We start from the raw sequence: 16,907 nt of genomic DNA on the forward strand, positions 1-16,907 counted from the left end.
GGGCATCCCTTACTTGATGGCGCCGGCAGTGATGCCGCGGGTGAGCGTGCGCTGGAAGACGAGGAAGAAGATCATCGCCGGAAGGATGCCGATCAGCCCCGAGGCGCTGGTCATGGTGGCGTCCATCAGCCGGTCGCCCTGCAGCACCCCGAGGGCCACCGGCACGGTCTGGTTCTCGTTGGAGACCAGGAAGACCAGCGGCAGGAAGAACTCGTTCCAGGTCCAGATGAAGAAGAACGTGAACAGCACGCCGAGGGTGGGGCGGCTGACCGGGATGACGACGCTCCACAGCGTGCGCCACCTGCCGGCGCCGTCGACGTCGGCGGCGTCCAGCAGCTCGGTGGGGAACTCCTGGTAGACCGAGGTCAGCAGGTACGTCCCGAACGCCGCCTGGATGACCGTGAAGATGATGACGATCGAGATCAGGCTGTCGTACAGGTGCACCTGCTTGGACAGGAAGTACAGCGGGTAGACCAGCACCTCCTGCGGCAGCAGGTTCGCCACCAGGAAGAACACGAGGAACCAGAGCCGGCCCTTGACCTTGCCGATGCCCAGGGCGTACGCGTTGAGGATCGACAGCAGCACGCCGAGCACGGCCACGAGCAGGCTCGTGATGAAGCTGTTCCACAGCTTCTCGCCGAAGCTCACCCGGTTCCAGAAGTCGACGATGCCGTCCCAGTACAGGTGCAGCGGCAGCGACAGCGGGCCGCCGCTCGCGTAGTCGGCCGGGCTCTTCACCGCGTTGATCGTGATGATCAGCAGCGGTGCGATGACGATCAGCAGCAACGCCAGCAGCGCGGCAAGGATGACGAAGCGCACCGGGTTGCTGCGCTTGGCCGCCTTGACCGGCGGGGCTGCTTTCGTCGTGGTGGCCGGAGCCGCGGTGACGGTCATCGGACCCTCCCGTTCTCGGCGCGGTTCTGCAGGCGCAGGAACACGAACGACAGCACGACGATGAGCACGGTCAGCACCGTGGAGATCGCCGAGCCGTACCCGACCTGGGCCTTCTCGAAGAAGTTCTTGTACGCGAAGTACGACGGCACCAGCGTGGCGTTGCTCGGGCCGCCGCCGGTCAGCACGAAGATCGGGCCGAAGATCTTGAGCGCGGCGATCGTGGTCGTCACCAGCACGACGTAGAACTCGGGCCGGATCAGGTAGACCGTGATTTTGCGGAACCGCTGCCACCAGCTCGCCCCGTCGAGGTCGGCCGCCTCGTACAGCTCGGGGTCGACCCGCTGCAGGCCGGCCATGAACATGACGATCGGATAGCCCAGCTGGACCCAGATCATGATGCCCATGACGCTGTAGAGCGCCGAGCCGGGCTCACCGAGCCAGTTGTGCGCCAGCCCGCCCAGCCCGATCTTGCCGAGGATGCTGTTGAGCGCGCCGTACTCCGGGTGCAGAATCCAGCCCCACACGATGCCGGTGACCGCCACCGGGATCACCTGCGGCAGATAGAACCCCGACCGGAACAGCGACGCCCACCGGTCGCTGAACTTCTTGGCCACGTAGTCGAACAGCAGCGCGGCCAGGAACAGCCCCAGCAGCGTCGGCACCACGGCCATCGCCAGGATCAGCAGCAGGATGTTGCCGAACGACGACCAGAAAAGCGAGTCCTCGAAGAGCCGGGTGTAGTTGTCGAAGCCGATCCAGCGCTGCTCGCCGACCCCGTTCCACTTGGTGAAGCTCGTGTAGACGGTCATCACCAGCGGCACGACGATCACGAGCAGCGAGAGCAGCACACCCGGGATCAGGAAGACCCCGTACCCCTTGCGCCTCATGCTTTCCCTCTTTCTGCACGCGGACGGGGGCCCTGCGAGCCCCCGTCCGCGTCCGGGGTCACTTGCCGAGGTCGGCGAGGTTCTCGTTGTACGGCTTGGCGAGCTCGTCGAGCACCTGGTCGGGCGTCTTCGAGCCGTTGATCAGGCTCTGCGTGCCGGCGACCATCACGTCGTAGTAGCCGGGGGCCGGCCAGTCCGGGTAGAACGCGAGCCCGTCCTCCGACGAGATCTTGTTGAAGTTCTCGATCAGTTCCTTGTTCTTCGGGTCGGTGATCTGCGCCGGGTCGGCCGCGACGGGGACGCCGCCGTTGTTGCCCAGCAGCGCCTGGATCTCCGGCTTCATGGTGATGTCGATGAAGTCGTACGCCAACGCCTTGGCCTTGCTCTTCTCCGGCACGACCCACAGGTTGCCGCTCGAGCCCGGGTGCAGCTTGTTGCCGGGGAACAGGAACGTGCCCCACTCGAAGTTCTTGATCTCCTTGACGAACCGGCCGTACCACCAGCTGCCCGAAATCATGATCGGGAACTTGCCCTGCGAGAACGAGACGCCCATGTCCTCGGCCTTGATGCCGGCCGAGCTCTTGGCGATGTAGCCCTTGTCGACCCACTGCTTGAACGTGTCCGCGCCGTACTTGAGCTGCGGGCCCTTGAAGTCGACCTTGTTCTTGTAGAGCTGGTAGTCGTCCACCCACGCGCGGTCGGCCTTGGACAGCGCCAGCGAGTAGAGGATCTGCTGGGCCGGGTACTCCGCGCCGCCGACCGCCAGCGGGGTGACCTTGTTCTGGACGAACGTGTCCATCACCTTGGTGAACTCGTCGAGGGTGGTCGGGACCTGCAGGTTGTACTTCTTGAACAGGTCCTTGTTGTAGAAGACCTCGACGTACTCGCCGTAGTTCGGGATGCCGTACGTCTTGCCCGAGCCCATGATGCCGTCGTCGTCGTACTTCGTGGTCGTCTGCAGGCTGGCGCTGAGCGCCTTGTCCCAGCCGCGCTTGCCCGACTCCTCGGTCAGGTCGGTGAGCAGGCCCTGCTTGCTCAGCAGCCCGGCGGTGGCGTTGCCCTTGTTGTACTCCATGATGTCCGGCGCGCTGTCGGAGTTGAGGATCATCTGGGCGTTCTGCTGGATCTGCTCGAAGCCCTTCTCCTCGAACTTCACCTCGACGCCCGGGTGCGCGGTCTTGAACATCTCGATGGCCTTGTTCCAGGCGATGCCCATCGCGCTGGTCGGGCCCTCGTAGTGCCACAGGGTGAGGGTCTTCGCGTCGGCGCCCTCCTGCGAGCCTCCGTCGTCGCCGCCGCCCCCGCAGGCGGTGAGGGCGAGCGAGGTGGCCATCAAGAGTGCACCGGCGGCGAGGCCGGCTCGCGATCGAATCATGTCTGTTCGTCCTCCGGGAGGGGTCCGTCGAAGCGCTTCGACAATGCGCGGCCGTCTCGGCTTCTGCCGCGGAACCGACCGCCTGTCGAAGCGCTTCGACGCGGGACTTTGGGAGGACGCTAGGCTCCGCCGCCCACACATGTCAACGGTGTGACAAGGACATTTCCAAGACCGTGACCGGCCGCTTTCCCGACGACCCCAGCCACGCCCGGTAGGCATCCTAGGAGGCTAGGCTTCGCCTGCCTCCCGGCTGCAACCGATGCAGGCAGCGGCGCGTCCAAGGCGCAACTCCGCGAAAGGTGCCCGATGAAGCGCATGCCCGCCCTCGTACCGCTGCTGCTCCTCGTGACCGCCTGTGACTCGCCGGGCGGCGAGGCACGGGCCGCGCGTCCGAGTGGCGGCACCGCGGCGCCCGGCACGACGGTCACCCGCGGTCAAGCCACGGTCGACTGCGGCACGTTCGTGCTCGGCCAGGGCGAGGACCTCGCGGACTCGGCGGCCCGGTGCTTCGTCGACGCGGTGGCGGCGGGCCGCCCGGCACGGCTGAAGGTCACCCGGCCGACGGTCGAGGGCCAGCCGATCCCGATCACCTACACCGCGGGTGCCGGCGGGCGTACCCAGGTGCTCGTCGACCACCGCCAGGACGGCTACAGCACCCCGGCCCTCTACCGGCAAACCTGCTGGGGGCCGTCCGCCGGCGAGCACGGCATCGACTTCGAACGGTGCACCCCGCTCACCCCGGTCACGAAGTGAGGATCACCAGCTGCTGCGTCGCCCGGGTCATCGCGACGTAGCGGTCGACCGCGCCCTCGATCCCGTCGCCGAACGACTGCGGGTCGACGAGCACCACCAGGTCGAACTCCAGTCCTTTGGCGAGCGTGGGCGTCAGCGACCGCACCCGCGGCCGCGCGGCGAACGACGGGTCGCCGATGACACACGCGACGCCCTCGCCGGAGGCGGACCGCTCCAGCCACTCACCGACGATCGCCTCGAGCTCCGCGACGGACCCGTGCCGTACGGGAATGCCACCGTCGCGAATGGACACGGGCACGTTGGCGTCGGGCAGCGCGGCCCTGATGACCGGCGCGGCCTCGGCCATGACCTCCGACGGCGTACGGTAATTGATCGTCAGCGAGGCCTGCCGGATCCGCTCGATGCCCACCCGGGTGAGCCGCTCCTGCCACGACTCGGTGAAGCCGTGCCGCGCCTGCGCCCGGTCGCCGACGATCGTGAAGCTGCGCGCCGGGCAGCGCGCCAGGATCATCTGCCACTCAGCGTCGGTCAGCTCCTGCGCCTCGTCGACCACGACGTGCGCGAACGGCCCGGCCAGCCGGTCGGGGGTCGCGCCGTCCAGCGCGGCCTCGTCGACGAGCACCTCGTGCAGGTCGGGCTGGACCAGCATCGGCATCAGGCCCTGGCCGTCGTCGAACTCGTGCGAGGCGAGCAGGTCGTCGATGACCCGCGCCATGCCCGTGCGCTGGGCGGCGACCGCGGCCTCGCGGCGGCGGCGTAGCCGGGACGTGGACGGGTCACCGATCCGGCGCCGCGCCGCGTCCAGCAGCGGCAGATCCGCGACGGTCCACGCCCGCGGGTCGTGGCGCTGCAGCGCGCGGATCTCGTCGGCGCTCAGCCAGGGCGCGCACCTGCGCAGGTACGCCGGGACCGACCAGAGATCGGCGATGACGTCGGCGGGTTCGAGGATCGGCCACGCCCGGTGGAACGCCGTGGCGAGGTCGCGGTTGCGCACGAGCGAGCGGCGCAGCAGCTCCTCGGGCTCGTCGCCGTCGTACTTCTGCACCAGGATCTCCAGCAGCTCCTCCCAGACCTCGTCGCGCCCCTCGTTGTGCGGGGTGCCGGGCCCGAGCACCTCGAACGCCTCGGCCCAGTCCGCGGCGGTGAGCCTCAGCTCGGCGTCGTCGGTCGTCACGACCATGCCCCGGGCCGGCGGCTCCTCGTAGAAGCGCACCGCCGCCTCGACGGCCCGCACCAGCCCGGCGGACGCCTTGAGCCGCGCCACGACCGGGTCGGTCTCGTCGCTCGCGGCCGCACCCTCGGGAACCAGGTCGCGCAGCATGCAGGTCTGCACGTCGTCCTCGCCGAGGCTGGGCAGCACGTCCGAGACGTACGCCAGGTACGGCTCGTGCGGGCCGACGAACAGCACACCGCCGCGGCGGTGCCCGAGTCGCGGGTCGGAGTAGAGCAGATACGCCGTACGGTGCAGGGCGACCACGGTCTTGCCGGTGCCCGGGCCGCCGTCGACCACGAGCGCGCCGCTCGATCCCGCGCGGATGATGGCGTCCTGGTCGGCCTGGATGGTGCCGAGCACGTCGCGCATCCGCGGCGACCGGGTGCCGCCCAGGCTCGCGATGAACGCGGACTGGTCGTCCAGCGCGGCGTGCCCCTCGAGCCCGTCCGCGGTGAACACCTCGTCCCAGTAGTCGGTGACCCGCCCGCCCGTCCACCGGTACCGGCGGCGGCTCACCAGCCCCATCGGGTCGGCGTGGGTGGCCCCGAAGAACGGCTCGGCCGCCGGGGAGCGCCAGTCGACCAGCAGCCGCCGGCCGTCGGTGTCGGTCAGCCCGAACCTCCCGACGTACACCGGCTCCCGCCCGTCCGCGCCTGCCATGCGCCCGAGGCAGATGTCCAGGCTGTAGCGGCGCAGCGCCCGTAGCCGCGAGGTCAGCCGCTGCACCTCCTCGTCGCGGTCCACGGCCTGGCGGCCCTTGCCCGCGGGCGCCTTGCGCACGACGTCGAGGCGTCCGGTCAGGTCGGCCACGGTCCTGCGCAGGCTCGTGGCGATGGCGGCGAAGTGCTTCTCGTCGGCGGCGATCAGCGCCGGGTCGGCCTTGGCGGCGAGGTTGTCGGGCAGGTTGAAGGCGTCCACGAGAAGCGATTCTCGACCGCCACCCGGGTCTTGCGGCAAGAGCCCACTTGTGATATACGGTGAAAGTGGCGGACAAACAGGAACAGCGGCTCAGGGATCTCCGGTCGCTGCGCCGTGTCCGCGACCGCATCGATCGCGACTACGCGCAGCCGCTCGACGTCGAGGCCCTGGCGCGCGGGGTGAACCTCTCCGCCTGCCATCTGAGCCGTGAGTTCCGGGCCGCGTTCGGCGAGTCGCCGTACAGCTATCTGATGACCCGCCGCATCGAGCGCGCCATGGCCCTGCTGCGCCGCGGCGACCTGTCGGTGACCGACGTGTGCTTCGCCGTGGGCTGTTCGTCGCTGGGCACGTTCAGCACCCGCTTCTCCGAGCTGGTCGGCATGTCCCCCAGCGCCTACCGCCGGCTCACCGCCGAGCAGCAGCAGGTCGCCGGTCTGCCGGGCTGTGTCGTCAAGGTGGCCACCAGACCGGTCAGGAATCGAGAAGCGAGCGGCAGCCGGGCCTTCTAGCGTCGAAGGCATGAACCTCACCATCGCGAACGCATTCCTTCCCGCCGACAACCCCGAGAAGTCCCTGGCGTTCTGGCGCGACACCATGGGCTTCGAGGTCCGCCTCGACGTCGGCTACGGCGACATGCGCTGGATCACCGTCGGGCCGCCCGGGCAGCCGCAGACCTCGATCGTGCTGCACCCGCCCGCGGCCGACCCGGGCCTCACCGACCAGGAGAAGCGCACGATCGCCGAGCTGATGGCCAAGGGCAGCTACGCGAGCATCGTGCTGAGCACCCCGAACGTCGACGAGACGTTCGAGCAGGTGCAGAAGAACGGCGGCGACGTGGTCCAGGAGCCCATCGACCAGCCGTACGGCCTGCGGGACTGCGCGTTCCGCGACCCCGCCGGCAACATGGTGCGCATCAACCAGGCGAACTAGCTCCGCACGGGCGGGGCGCAGCTGTCCCGCTCGACCAGCGTCGGCGGCAGCAGGCGTACGGGCTCGGTCGACCGCCCGTCGAGCAGCCGCATGGCCGTCTCCACCGCCAGGGCGCCGACGTCGTGCGCGGGGATGTCCACCGACGTCAGCGGCAACGGCATGTTGAGGGCGACGTCCCGCGGGCACACGGCCACCACCGAGATGTCCGCGGGCACGCGCCGCCCGGTCGCCTGCAGCTCCTCGAGGACCAGGCGCAGCGCCTCCTCGTTGTGCACCACCAGCGCCGTCACGCCCGGAAGCTGCGTGTCGATGTCCGCCAAGCAGGCTCGCACGCCCGCCCGGTCCGGTTCGCACGGGTGCGCCATCGTCTCCAGGCCCAGGGCGGCCGAGCTCTCGGTGAACCCGGTCAGGAACCTTTCGGCGTACGTCGTGCCACGTCGGTAGACCGCCGGGGACGGCCCCACCAGGGCGATCCTGCGGTGCCCGTGCCACGACAGGTGCCGCAGCGTCTCGGCCGCCGCTGCCTCGAAGTCCAGGTCGACGCAGACGATGCCGCCCGGGTCCTCCGGCAGCCCGATCAGCACCGACGGCTGCTTGAGGGTGCGCAGGGCCGGAAGCCGTACGTCGTCGCGTTCCACATCCATCACGATCAGCGCGTCGACCATGGTGCTGTGCGCGACCCGCTCCAGCCCCGCCGTGCCCTCGTCCTTGGTCAGCAGCAGCACATCGTGGTTGTGCGTGCGCGACGCCGTGACCACCGCGGTAGCGAACTGCATGATGACCGGCACGTTGACGTCCACGCGCAGCGGCACCACCAGCGCCAGCACGCTCGTCCTGCTGCTGGCCAGCGCCCGCGCCCCCGCGTGCGGGTGGAAGCCCAGCTCCGCGATCGCCGCCTGCACCCGCTCCCGCGTCCGGGCCGAGATCGGCCGGCGGCCGCTGAGCACGTACGACACCGTGCTCGGCGAGACGCCCGCAGCCCGCGCGACGTCGTTGATCGTCGCCATCCGCGCCTCCCCCACCGTTGCGCTCCAGCATGCGCCCTTCGAGCGGATCCTACTGACCACCATGATCAAAACCTGACACGCGGTCCCTCGCCGACCCCGATGCCTTGGTCCGGCCCTCGCGCGGCGGTGGGCTGTGCGGCCGTCGATCGCCTGGTCCGTCCGTGCGGCGGCGACGGCTGGGCGTGCGTCGTTCGCCTGGCGCGGGCGGCTGTGCGGGCGTCGATGGCCCGCTTCGGCCGCCCGGCTGCGACGGCTGTGCGCGCGTCGCTTGCTGACGCGGGCGGCTGCGCGGGCTTCGACGGCCCGGTCCGGCCGCCCGGCTGCGACAGCTGTGCGCGCGTCGTCCGCTTGCGCGCGGGGGTGTGCGAGCTTCGTCCGCTTGCGCGCGCGGGCCTGTGCGCGCGTCGTCCCCTTGCGCGCGGATGACCGTGCGGGCGTCGTCCCCTGGCGCGCGTCGTCCGCTTACGGGCGCGCATGGCTTTGCAAGTCGCACGGCCAAGGCGCGGCGGGTCACGCCACAGCGGCCACCGCACGGATGCTCGGCTCACGCGCTCCGACGGCACTTGCCGGCATGCCCGCCGGACGCCGCCATCACTCTCCGTTCGGTCGCGTCATGTCACCCCTACCGTTTACCATCCCAAGCCCCCACCCACCCGGGAATGGGGACGACCTTACGCTCCGTCAAGACGCGGACGGTCAGTTGTCCACAGAGCGCTCGAGCACCGCGACGGCATTGGCGCAAGGGCTGTGCACAGTCGGCCCGCAACCGAGACGCCCGGCGTCGCGATCGGACCGCAGGGTCCCTACCCGGCCGACCGTCCGGCACAACCCCGAATTCCAGCCACAACCGTGCTCAGCCGGCCGACGGTCCAGCACGACCCCGCACTCCAGCCACAACCGTGCCCAGCCGACCGACGGTCCGGCACGACCCCGCACTCCAGCCACAACCGCGCCCAGCCGACCGACGGTCCGGCACGACCCCGCACTCCAGCCACAACCGTCCCCAGCCGGCCGACGGTCCAGCACGACCCCGCACTCCAGCCACAACCGTCCCCAGCCGACCGACGGTCCGGCACGACCCCGCACTCCAGCCACAACCGTGCCCAGCCGACCGACGGTCCGGTACCACCCCCGCATTCCAGCCGCGCCCGTGCACAACCGGCCGACGGTCCCGGCAGCACCCGCATTCCAGCCGCGTCCCTGCACAACCGGCCGATCGTCCGGCATCGCCCGGCATTCCGGCCACGGCCGTGCACAACCGGCCGACGGTCCGGCACAACCCCGCATTCCAGCGGTCGGCCGGACGAAACCGAGTTAGGACGTCGACCGCAACGCCCACACCCGAGCCGCGGCGACTCCCCCACATCCGGCGAAATCCGCTATGCCTTCCGGACGATCCCCCACTAGCTTCCGACCATGGTTTCTTCCAGCCGGGGCCGCTACCGCTGGCGCACCAGGCTCCGCCCCCACCTCCCGTGGTTCCTCATCGATCGAGGCGTCGCCGGCAAGGGCAACCACGACTGCGGCAACCACGACTGGTACAAATCGGATGACACGACGGAACACTGCTACCACTGCACCGTTGGCGAGCGACCATACGACCCGGCGCACTTCCGACCATGACGCCGCCCGGCCCCGAAAAAGGGCCGGGCAGCGATCCACTACTTCACGGCAAAAGACGCAAGCCGAACCCCCGCGCTCAGAACCAGGTACACGTCCTGGCGCCCGCTGGTCCGGGCCAGCGTCGCGCGGGCGTCCGCGTACGCATAGACGTCCCCCGTGGCAGGAACGGACGCCGTCCCGAGCAGACGCCCGCGCGGTGAGCCGAGCCGCACCTCGATCGTCCCGCCGCCCACGGAAGCGACCCGCGCCGTGAAAGATCCGCGCAGCTGGGCGTCGCGGTAGGCGACCCACTGCCCGGCGGCGGTGGAGCCGACGACGGTTCCGGCGGCCTTGGTCTCGTCCAGCAGGCGAACCCCGGCGTACGCGTCGAAGGTCGTGGCACGCGTGGGCACGGACAGGTCGCGGGCGGGAACGGTCTCGCCCTTGACCCGCAGCACGGCGCGCTGCCGGATGTCCGCGGAGGAGGCCCCGACGAGGATGTCGTAGTCGGACGTCTCCACGATCCAGCGTTCGCGGGTCTGGTCCCACCGCGCCAGGTCGGCGGGGCGCAGCGGCAGCGTGACGGTTCTGGTCTGTCCGGCCGCGAGCGCCACCCGGGAGAACGCCCGTAGCTGCTTGACGGCGGTCGCGTCGTGGGAGGTGCGCTGATGCGTGTAGAGCTGCACGACCTCGTCGCCGGCGCGCTTGCCGGTGTTGGTGACCGTGACGGTCACGGCGCCGTCGCGTACGCGCAGGGGGCCGTATTTGAAGGTCGTGTACGACTTGCCGTAGCCGAACGGGTACAGCGGCGTAGCGCGGCTGTACAGGTAGGTCTGCTTCGACGTGATGATGTCGTACTCGTTGAGGTCGGGCGGCAGCTGCGACTCCGAGCGCGGCCACGTCTGCGTCAGCCGGCCGGCGGGGTTGCGGTCGCCGTACAGCACGTCGGCGATCGCGTGCCCGGTCTCCGCTCCGGCGTGGGTGGTCCAGACGACCGCGGGCGCCTTGGCCTTCATCGTCACCGGATAGCTGGTCTGCAGCACCACGACCGTGCGCGGGTTGGCCTTCAGCACGGCCTCGACCAGCGCCTCCTGTCCCGAACCCAGAGCGATCGACGTACGGTCGTGCGCCTCGCGGCCGTTGATCATCGGCTGGCTGCCGACCACGACGACCGCCGTGTCGGCCGACTTGGCGGCGGTGACCGCCTCGTCGATGCCGCTGCGCAGCACCTCGCGGCTGAAGCGGGTGGCGCCCGCCGCGTCGGGTGAGCCCAGCGTGAGCCTGCCGTCGGCACCCACCGTCACGTACGTGTTGGGACCGAACCAGCTCTCGGTGGTCTCGTATCCGGCGTAGCGCAGCACGACGCTGCCGTCGGCCTGCGGCTCGATCCTGAACTGCTGCTGGACGAACCAGCCGCCCGGCTGCTCGTCGCGGGTCACGAAGGCGCCGTTGGACGAGCCGAGGTAGCGGCCGGTGGCGACGTTGCGCAGCGTCAGCACGCCCTGCCCCCAGTCGACGCTGTCGAACTGCGCGGCCTCGCCGGCCGTGGCGGCGGTGACCGAGACGGACGCCTCGGTGCCGTTGGCGGTCAGGTACTGCCCGGTGGAGACCTGCCGCAGCGCGATCCGGTCGGCGCCCGAGCCGCGGACCACTGTGGACGCGCGCTCGGCGATGCCGTCGGCGGCGGTCACCTGGCACGGGAGCTTGCCGCCGTACCAGTCGGTGTAGAGCGTGTCCGCGAGCGGCCCCACCACGGCGACCTTGCCGCCGGGCCGCAGCGGCAGCGTCCGCGAGTTCTCCAGCAGCACCATCGCGTCACCGGCCGCCTCCCGCGCGAGCTTGCGGTGCGCGGGCGTGTCGATGACCGAGGGTCCGATTCCCGCGTACGGGCCGCCGTCCGGATCGAACTCGCCGAGCCGGAACCGGACGCTGAGCGCGTGCCCGACCGCCCGGTCGACGTCGCTCTCGGCGAGCAGCCCCCGGGCGAGCGCCTCCTTGACCGCGGCGATGGTGGGGGCGCTGTCGGTGTCGTTGACCGTGAAGCTGTCCAGCCCGGCCTTGAGCAGGGCCGCGTCCGCCTCGGCCTGGGTGGCGAAGTACGCCTGCGAGCCGGTGAGGTTGGTCGGCGCCCACGCGTCGCTGACGTTGAACAGCGGGTAGTCCGACCACTCGCGCAGCAGCCCCGCGTGGTCGGGGTCCACGGTGGCCGGCCGCCCGTTGACCAGGTTGTACGACGCCATCACGCCGGTGGCGGCGTTCGCGGTGAGTGCGGGCTTGAAAGCCTGCCGGTCGTACTCGTTGAGGACCCGCGGCGGCACGTTCGACGAGGTGGTGTCGCGCCGGGTCTCGTTGTTGTAGGCCAGGTAGTGCTTCAGCGTGGGCGCGGTCTTCAGGTGGTCCGGGTCGGGTCCTTGCAGACCTTCGCCGTACGCGGTGGAGATCGCCCCGGTCAGGTGCGGGTCCTCGGAGTAGCCCTCCTCGTTGCGCCCCCACCGGGGATCGCGCAGCAGGTTGACGACCGGCGCCCACAGGTTGAGGCCGAAGACGCGCGGCTGCTTCGCGTGGAAGCCGCGCGCCTCGTCGCCGACCGCCGAGCCGACCTTTTTGATCAGGGCCGGATCCCACGTGCTGGCCAGGCCGACCGCCTGCGGGAACGAGGTGCCGTCGGCGGTGACCACGGCCCCGCCGTTGTCGATGTCGGTGGACCAGGCGACGCCGTGCAGCGCCTCGGTGCCGGTCTTGAAGAAGCCGACGCCCAGCCGGGGGACGGCCGGCTGGTACTGGTGCAGCATCGCGACCTTCTCGTCGAGCGTGAGCCGGCCGACCAGGTCGTCGACGCGGGTCTGCAGCGGCAGGGACGGGTCGCGGAACGGATAGGACTGCTCGGCGTGCGCCGCGGCGGGGACGACCGGAGCGGCCAGCAGCCCGGCGGCGAGCACCGCCAGGAAACGCCTTCGCATGGGCGGTTCTCCTCATCGGGTGGAGCGCGGGTGTTCGTCGAAGCGCTTCGATGTTCGGCGGTACCGCTCACCATAGATCCCGGTCAATCGCCTGTCCAGGACGCCGCCCCTGCCACCACGGCTACCCGCGGCCGGGCGGCCCGCCGCGCGGGTAGCCGACAGATCACCGGGCTGGCGGCTCGCCTCCGACGCGCCGTAGGCTGCTGATCAGCGGCATAGCGGGAGGGCGGACCCGGCATGACCACGAACGGCAGACCTGTGCGGCTCCTACGGGGGTACGGGTGGTGGATCATCCTGGTCACCCTCGTGCTCACCTTCGCGGCGTACGGGGTGAGCCGCCTCGAGCCCGTCGACTACCGGTCCACCGCGACCGCCGTGGTCAGCCCCCGCCTGCGCGCGTCCGGCACCGCCGTGCCGGCCAACGCGGCCACCGAGCGTGAGATCGCCCGCTCCGGCACGGTGCTGGGCGAAGTCGCCAAGGACCTCGGCATCAGCCCCGGGACGCTCGCCGACGGCCTGGACGTCGACGTGGTCCCCGACGGCGGCGCCGCCATCACGGTCACGTACAGCAACCCGGTCGCCCGGGTCGCCCAGCAGCGCGCGCAGGCCGTCGCCGCCGAGTACGTGGGCTACCGCAACTCCAGCATCAACCAGTACGGCATCGCCGCGTCGCTGGTCTCGCCGGCCGGGGAGGCGCAGGGCCACCGCACCCCGCTCTGGGTCACCCTGCCCGCCGGCGCGCTCGCGGGCCTGCTGATCGGCCTGCTCACCGCGCTCTGGCACGCACGCCGCCGCGACCGCCTGCGCGGGCGCGACCACTTCGAGCGGGCGACCGGCGTCCCGGTGCTCGCGACGATCCCGCGGGCGCGCCGGTCGCGGGGTCCGGGCGCCCCGCTGCCCGTGATGCTGCGCTCGCCCGACTCGGTCGACGCCGAGGCCTACCGCTACCTGCGTGCGCGCCTCGACCCGCGGCTGGAGCGCCCGGCCACGGTGCTGGTGGCGGGCGGCCTCGACCGGGAGGGCCGCAGCACCACGGCGGCCAACCTCGCGGTCGCGCTGGCCCAGTCCGGCCGCCGGGTGGTGCTGGTCGACACCGACGTCCGCCGCCCCGCGCTGCACCTGATGTTCGACCTGTCCCGCGACCGCGGGCTGACCAACGTGCTCGCCGGCGATTACAAGCTCGCCGAGACGCTCGCGGCCGGGGCGATCGTGAACCTGCGGGTGCTGGCCGTGGGCGCCGACCGCGACGGCGCGTCCGACCTGCTGGCCGGCGGTCTCGCCGGGCTGCTGCACGAGCTCAAGCAGCAGTGCGACGTCGTGGTGCTCGACTCCCCCGCGCTGCTCGACGTCGCCGACGCGATCGGCCTGGCCGCGCAGAGTGACCAGGTGCTGCTGGTGACCGACTACCGCCGCACCGACCGGGCCGGCGCCGTGCGGGTCGCCTCGGAGCTGACCCAGGTCGCCCCCGGCCGCGTGGCCGCGGTGCTGATCGGGGTGCCCGAGCGCGAGGGCGGCCTGGTGCCGCGCACCCTGGCGGGCCGTGCTCCCGCCCCGGCGTACACCTCCGGAGCGGCGGCCGAACCGGTCGACCGGTTCGCCGTGCTGGACGGCCCGGGCGACTTCGCGGCGCCCGCGCCGCCGGCCTCCGCGCCGCAGTCACCGGCCCCGATCGCGCCGGCGGCCCCCTCCGCCGCTCCGACATCGCCGGCCGCGCCGTCCTCACCGGCCCCGGCCGCGCCTTCGTCCTCCGCTGCGCCGAAGCCGGAGCCGGAGCCGGCGGCGGCGGCGCCGGCGATGGCGGAGACCAAGCCCAAGCCGGCGCGCCCCATCACCGCCAAGGCGGCGATCCCGAAGCCGCGGGTCTACGCGTCGGCCGCCGCGAAGGCGGAGGCGGAGGCGCGGGTGCAGGCCAAGGTGGCCGCCGAAGCCGAGGCGGCGCAGGAGGCGTCCGCCGACAAGTGACCCGGGTGGTGCCCCCGACGGCCGGCAGGTTAGGTTAGCCAACTTAAGCGCCGGTCGTCAGTCCAGGAGGCCTCCCGTGACCCAGCTCGCCGAACCGGCCGCGGCCACGCTGCCCTGGCGGTTCTTCGCCACCGAGGTGCGCGCGGTGCGGCGGCTGAGCCCGCACTTCGTCCGCGTCACGTTCACCGGCGACGACCTGCACCACTTCGCCGACAACGGCTTCGACCAGCGGATCAAGCTGATCCCGCCGCTGCCCGGCGCCGGCATGGCCCACCTGCCGACCGGACCCGACTGGTACGAGCAGTGGCGCGCGCTGCCCGAGGGCCTGCGCAACCCGATCCGCACCTACACGGTGCGCGCGGTCCGCCCGCAGCTGCGCGAGGTCGACATCGACATGGTGCTGCACGGCATCGACGGCCCCGCCTCCCGATTCGCCGCCGAGGCACGGCCGGGCGCCGAGGCGTACCTCATGGGTCCGAACGCTCTCTTCGAGGGACCGCACGGGGGCATCGACTTCCACCCGCCGGTGCACACCGACTGCCTGCTGCTGGGCGGCGACGAGACCGCGGCGCCGGCCATCGCCTCGATCCTCGAGCGCCTGCCCGCCGACGCGCGCGGCGAGGCGCTGATCGAGGTGCCCGCGGCCGGCGACGCGCTGCGGCTGGTCGCGCCCGCGGGCGTCCGGGTCACCTGGCTGGCCCGGGAGGGCGCCGCGCACGGCTCCAAGCTCGTGCCGGCCGTGCGCGCCGCGGCCCGGCGCATCCTCGGCGACGAGCAGACCGGCCCGGCGGTCGAGCTGGAGGACGTGGACGTCGACCACGACATCCTCTGGGAGGTGCCCGAGGAGGTCACCGACGTCAGCCGCTTCTACGCGTGGCTGGCCGGCGAGGCAGCGATGATCAAGACGTTGCGCCGGCACCTGGTCGGCGGGTGCGGGGTCGACCGCCGGCTGGTGGCGTTCATGGGCTACTGGCGCCTGGGGCGCGCCGAGGGCAACTAGTCCCCGTTTCCGCCGAATTCCCCCGGTGGGGCAGCATCTCGCCTAGCGTTTTCCGTGAGGCCACGCCCGCGCGCGATCGCGGCTTCACCGACGCCGGAGGGGGAGAGGCGATGTGGAACACCTCGGCGCCCCAGCAGGGGCCGGTCGTCCTGCTGGTGGAGGACGACGAGGACCTGCGGGACATGACCTCGCAGATGCTCGAGCTGCGCGGCTTCCAGGTGCTCGTCGCGACCGACGCGGTCTCCGCCATCACCACGTGCCGGGTGCATGAGGGCAAGATCGACGTGCTGCTGACCGACCTGGGCCTGCCCGGGGTGTCGGGCGGCGAGCTGGCCCGGTCCGCGGCCGCGGTGCGCCCCGGCATGGAGACCGTCTACGTCTCGGGCATGCCGCAGGAGATCGCGATCCGCCGCGGCATCATCAAGCGCGGGGCGCCCTTCATCGCGAAGCCGTTCACCGCCGACCAGCTCGCGGGCATGCTGCGCTCGGTGCTGGCCCAGCACAACAGCACGCTCCTGCATCCCGAGTCCCCAGCGGTCGGGCTGGACCTGGACTAGACGTCCCATACAGAGAACCACCCTGATCGACGACCGAAGGCAGTGCCAGCTCACCACGCACGGCTTCGAGGGTGGCGACTCGGCACGCACCGACTCGATGTGCGCCATCCAGTTCCGCGCCCGCCGTTTCGTCCACGTGCCCGACGCGACCGAGCCCCCGCTCTACCGCGACAACCCGTGGGTGACCGGCAGGCTGGCCAATGTCCGCTTCTACGCGTCCGCGCCGTTGATCGCCCCCGACGGGTACGCGCTGGGGACGCTCTACGTCTTCGACGGCAAGGTCAAGGAGCTCACCGACGACCAGGCCGACCGCCTGATCGACCTGCCCGACGTGCTGGTGGCCCTGTTCGAGCGGCGCCGGCAGGCCCGCCTCACCGAACGGCTCGCCGTCGAGGCGCAGCACCGCCAACAGTTCATGACCACGATCCTCGAGACGATCAACACCGGCGTGGTCGTCGCCGACGCCGAAGGCCACGTCACGCTCCTCAACCGCGCCGTCCGCGACTGGCACGGGCTCGAGGCCGACGCGTCGCTCGACGCCGTCGAGCTGCCCGGCCACTACGGGCTGTTCGACGCCGAGGGCCGCCGCCTGCTCGAGCCCGCGGAGGTGCCGCTGCTGCGCGCCCTCAAGGAGGGCCGGGGTGCGAAACGTCGAGATGGCCGTACGGTCCCCCGGCCGCCCGATGGTGCAGCTGGACTGCACCGGCGGTCGCATCGTCGACGACGCCGGCCGCACGCTGGGCGCCGTGATCGTCATGAACGACGTGACCGCCGACCGCGCGTACCCCGGCGGCGGCACGACGGTCTGCCTGACCCTGCCCAAGTGACCGCTCCGCGCCCGGAAACGAC

The 16,907-nt window shown here is 71.5% G+C and carries 13 protein-coding genes; 7 read left to right on the top strand and 6 right to left on the bottom strand.

Features of this window, described 5'->3' with window-relative positions:
• Nucleotides 1-9 precede the first annotated feature (9 nt).
• The 3 genes from ACSNN8_RS41705 to ACSNN8_RS41715 are packed head-to-tail and all read right to left on the bottom strand — an operon-like array spanning nt 10 to nt 3,156.
• Entirely contained in the window at nt 10-894 is an 885-nt protein-coding gene (locus ACSNN8_RS41705; RefSeq protein ID WP_436656704.1) for a carbohydrate ABC transporter permease, read from the bottom strand.
• Complete coding sequence (locus tag ACSNN8_RS41710; RefSeq protein WP_436656706.1) at nt 891-1,781, bottom strand: carbohydrate ABC transporter permease; 891 nt, start codon at nt 1,779-1,781, stop codon at nt 891-893. Before ACSNN8_RS41710 ends, ACSNN8_RS41705 begins: the two co-directional genes overlap by 4 nt.
• A 58-nt stretch (nt 1,782-1,839) precedes the next feature.
• Nucleotides 1,840-3,156, bottom strand: coding sequence for an ABC transporter substrate-binding protein (locus ACSNN8_RS41715; protein WP_436656708.1), 1,317 nt, complete (start codon nt 3,154-3,156; stop codon nt 1,840-1,842).
• A 306-nt stretch (nt 3,157-3,462) separates the two neighbouring features.
• On the opposite strand from ACSNN8_RS41715, the gene ACSNN8_RS41720 reads away from it, so the two are divergent.
• Complete coding sequence (locus ACSNN8_RS41720) at nt 3,463-3,909, top strand: DUF4362 domain-containing protein (protein ID WP_436656710.1); 447 nt, start codon at nt 3,463-3,465, stop codon at nt 3,907-3,909.
• On the opposite strand, the gene helR is transcribed toward ACSNN8_RS41720, so the two are convergent.
• Nucleotides 3,899-6,040 (bottom strand): RNA polymerase recycling motor ATPase HelR, encoded by a 2,142-nt coding sequence (gene helR / locus ACSNN8_RS41725; RefSeq protein ID WP_436656712.1) that lies wholly within the window; start codon nt 6,038-6,040, stop codon nt 3,899-3,901. The two genes, ACSNN8_RS41720 and helR, sit on opposite strands and share 11 nt — an antisense overlap.
• A 65-nt stretch (nt 6,041-6,105) precedes the next feature.
• Between helR and ACSNN8_RS41730 the strand changes: the two genes are divergently transcribed.
• Both ACSNN8_RS41730 and ACSNN8_RS41735 read left to right on the top strand, forming a co-directional pair.
• Entirely contained in the window at nt 6,106-6,549 is a 444-nt protein-coding gene (locus ACSNN8_RS41730) for a helix-turn-helix transcriptional regulator (protein ID WP_436656714.1), read from the top strand.
• 10 nt (nt 6,550-6,559) lie between these two features.
• Nucleotides 6,560-6,970, top strand: coding sequence for a VOC family protein (locus tag ACSNN8_RS41735; RefSeq protein ID WP_436656716.1), 411 nt, complete (start codon nt 6,560-6,562; stop codon nt 6,968-6,970).
• Here ACSNN8_RS41735 and ACSNN8_RS41740 read toward each other — a convergent pair.
• Nucleotides 6,967-7,977: a LacI family DNA-binding transcriptional regulator gene (locus tag ACSNN8_RS41740; RefSeq protein ID WP_436656718.1), complete on the bottom strand. Its 1,011-nt coding sequence runs from the start codon at nt 7,975-7,977 to the stop codon at nt 6,967-6,969. The two genes, ACSNN8_RS41735 and ACSNN8_RS41740, sit on opposite strands and share 4 nt — an antisense overlap.
• A gap of 1,661 nt (nt 7,978-9,638) precedes the next feature.
• Nucleotides 9,639-12,539, bottom strand: coding sequence for a glycoside hydrolase family 3 C-terminal domain-containing protein (locus ACSNN8_RS41745; RefSeq protein WP_436656720.1), 2,901 nt, complete (start codon nt 12,537-12,539; stop codon nt 9,639-9,641).
• 237 nt (nt 12,540-12,776) lie between these two features.
• On the opposite strand from ACSNN8_RS41745, the gene ACSNN8_RS41750 reads away from it, so the two are divergent.
• From ACSNN8_RS41750 to ACSNN8_RS41765, 4 genes are all read left to right on the top strand, one after another.
• Nucleotides 12,777-14,501 (top strand): AAA family ATPase, encoded by a 1,725-nt coding sequence (locus tag ACSNN8_RS41750; RefSeq protein ID WP_436656722.1) that lies wholly within the window; start codon nt 12,777-12,779, stop codon nt 14,499-14,501.
• A gap of 76 nt (nt 14,502-14,577) precedes the next feature.
• Complete coding sequence (locus ACSNN8_RS41755) at nt 14,578-15,501, top strand: siderophore-interacting protein (protein WP_436656724.1); 924 nt, start codon at nt 14,578-14,580, stop codon at nt 15,499-15,501.
• 110 nt (nt 15,502-15,611) lie between these two features.
• Complete coding sequence (locus tag ACSNN8_RS41760; RefSeq protein WP_436656726.1) at nt 15,612-16,058, top strand: response regulator; 447 nt, start codon at nt 15,612-15,614, stop codon at nt 16,056-16,058.
• A gap of 97 nt (nt 16,059-16,155) precedes the next feature.
• The coding region (locus ACSNN8_RS41765) for a PAS domain-containing protein (RefSeq protein ID WP_436656727.1) at nt 16,156-16,907 on the top strand (752 nt) is incomplete at its 3' end.

Source organism: Actinoplanes sp. URMC 104 (genome assembly GCF_051386375.1).
Classification (GTDB): domain Bacteria; phylum Actinomycetota; class Actinomycetes; order Mycobacteriales; family Micromonosporaceae; genus Actinoplanes.

Bases quoted from the DNA above. Each gene is read 5' to 3' on its own strand.
- ACSNN8_RS41750 (WP_436656722.1), top strand. From the start codon at position 12,777: ATGACCACGAACGGCAGACCTGTGCGGCTCCTACGGGGGTACGGGTGG.
- ACSNN8_RS41715 (WP_436656708.1), bottom strand. From the start codon at position 3,156: ATGATTCGATCGCGAGCCGGCCTCGCCGCCGGTGCACTCTTGATGGCC.
- ACSNN8_RS41760 (WP_436656726.1), top strand. From the start codon at position 15,612: ATGTGGAACACCTCGGCGCCCCAGCAGGGGCCGGTCGTCCTGCTGGTG.
- ACSNN8_RS41745 (WP_436656720.1), bottom strand. From the start codon at position 12,539: ATGCGAAGGCGTTTCCTGGCGGTGCTCGCCGCCGGGCTGCTGGCCGCT.
- ACSNN8_RS41720 (WP_436656710.1), top strand. From the start codon at position 3,463: ATGAAGCGCATGCCCGCCCTCGTACCGCTGCTGCTCCTCGTGACCGCC.
- ACSNN8_RS41705 (WP_436656704.1), bottom strand. From the start codon at position 894: ATGACCGTCACCGCGGCTCCGGCCACCACGACGAAAGCAGCCCCGCCG.
- ACSNN8_RS41710 (WP_436656706.1), bottom strand. From the start codon at position 1,781: ATGAGGCGCAAGGGGTACGGGGTCTTCCTGATCCCGGGTGTGCTGCTC.
- ACSNN8_RS41735 (WP_436656716.1), top strand. From the start codon at position 6,560: ATGAACCTCACCATCGCGAACGCATTCCTTCCCGCCGACAACCCCGAG.
- ACSNN8_RS41740 (WP_436656718.1), bottom strand. From the start codon at position 7,977: ATGGCGACGATCAACGACGTCGCGCGGGCTGCGGGCGTCTCGCCGAGC.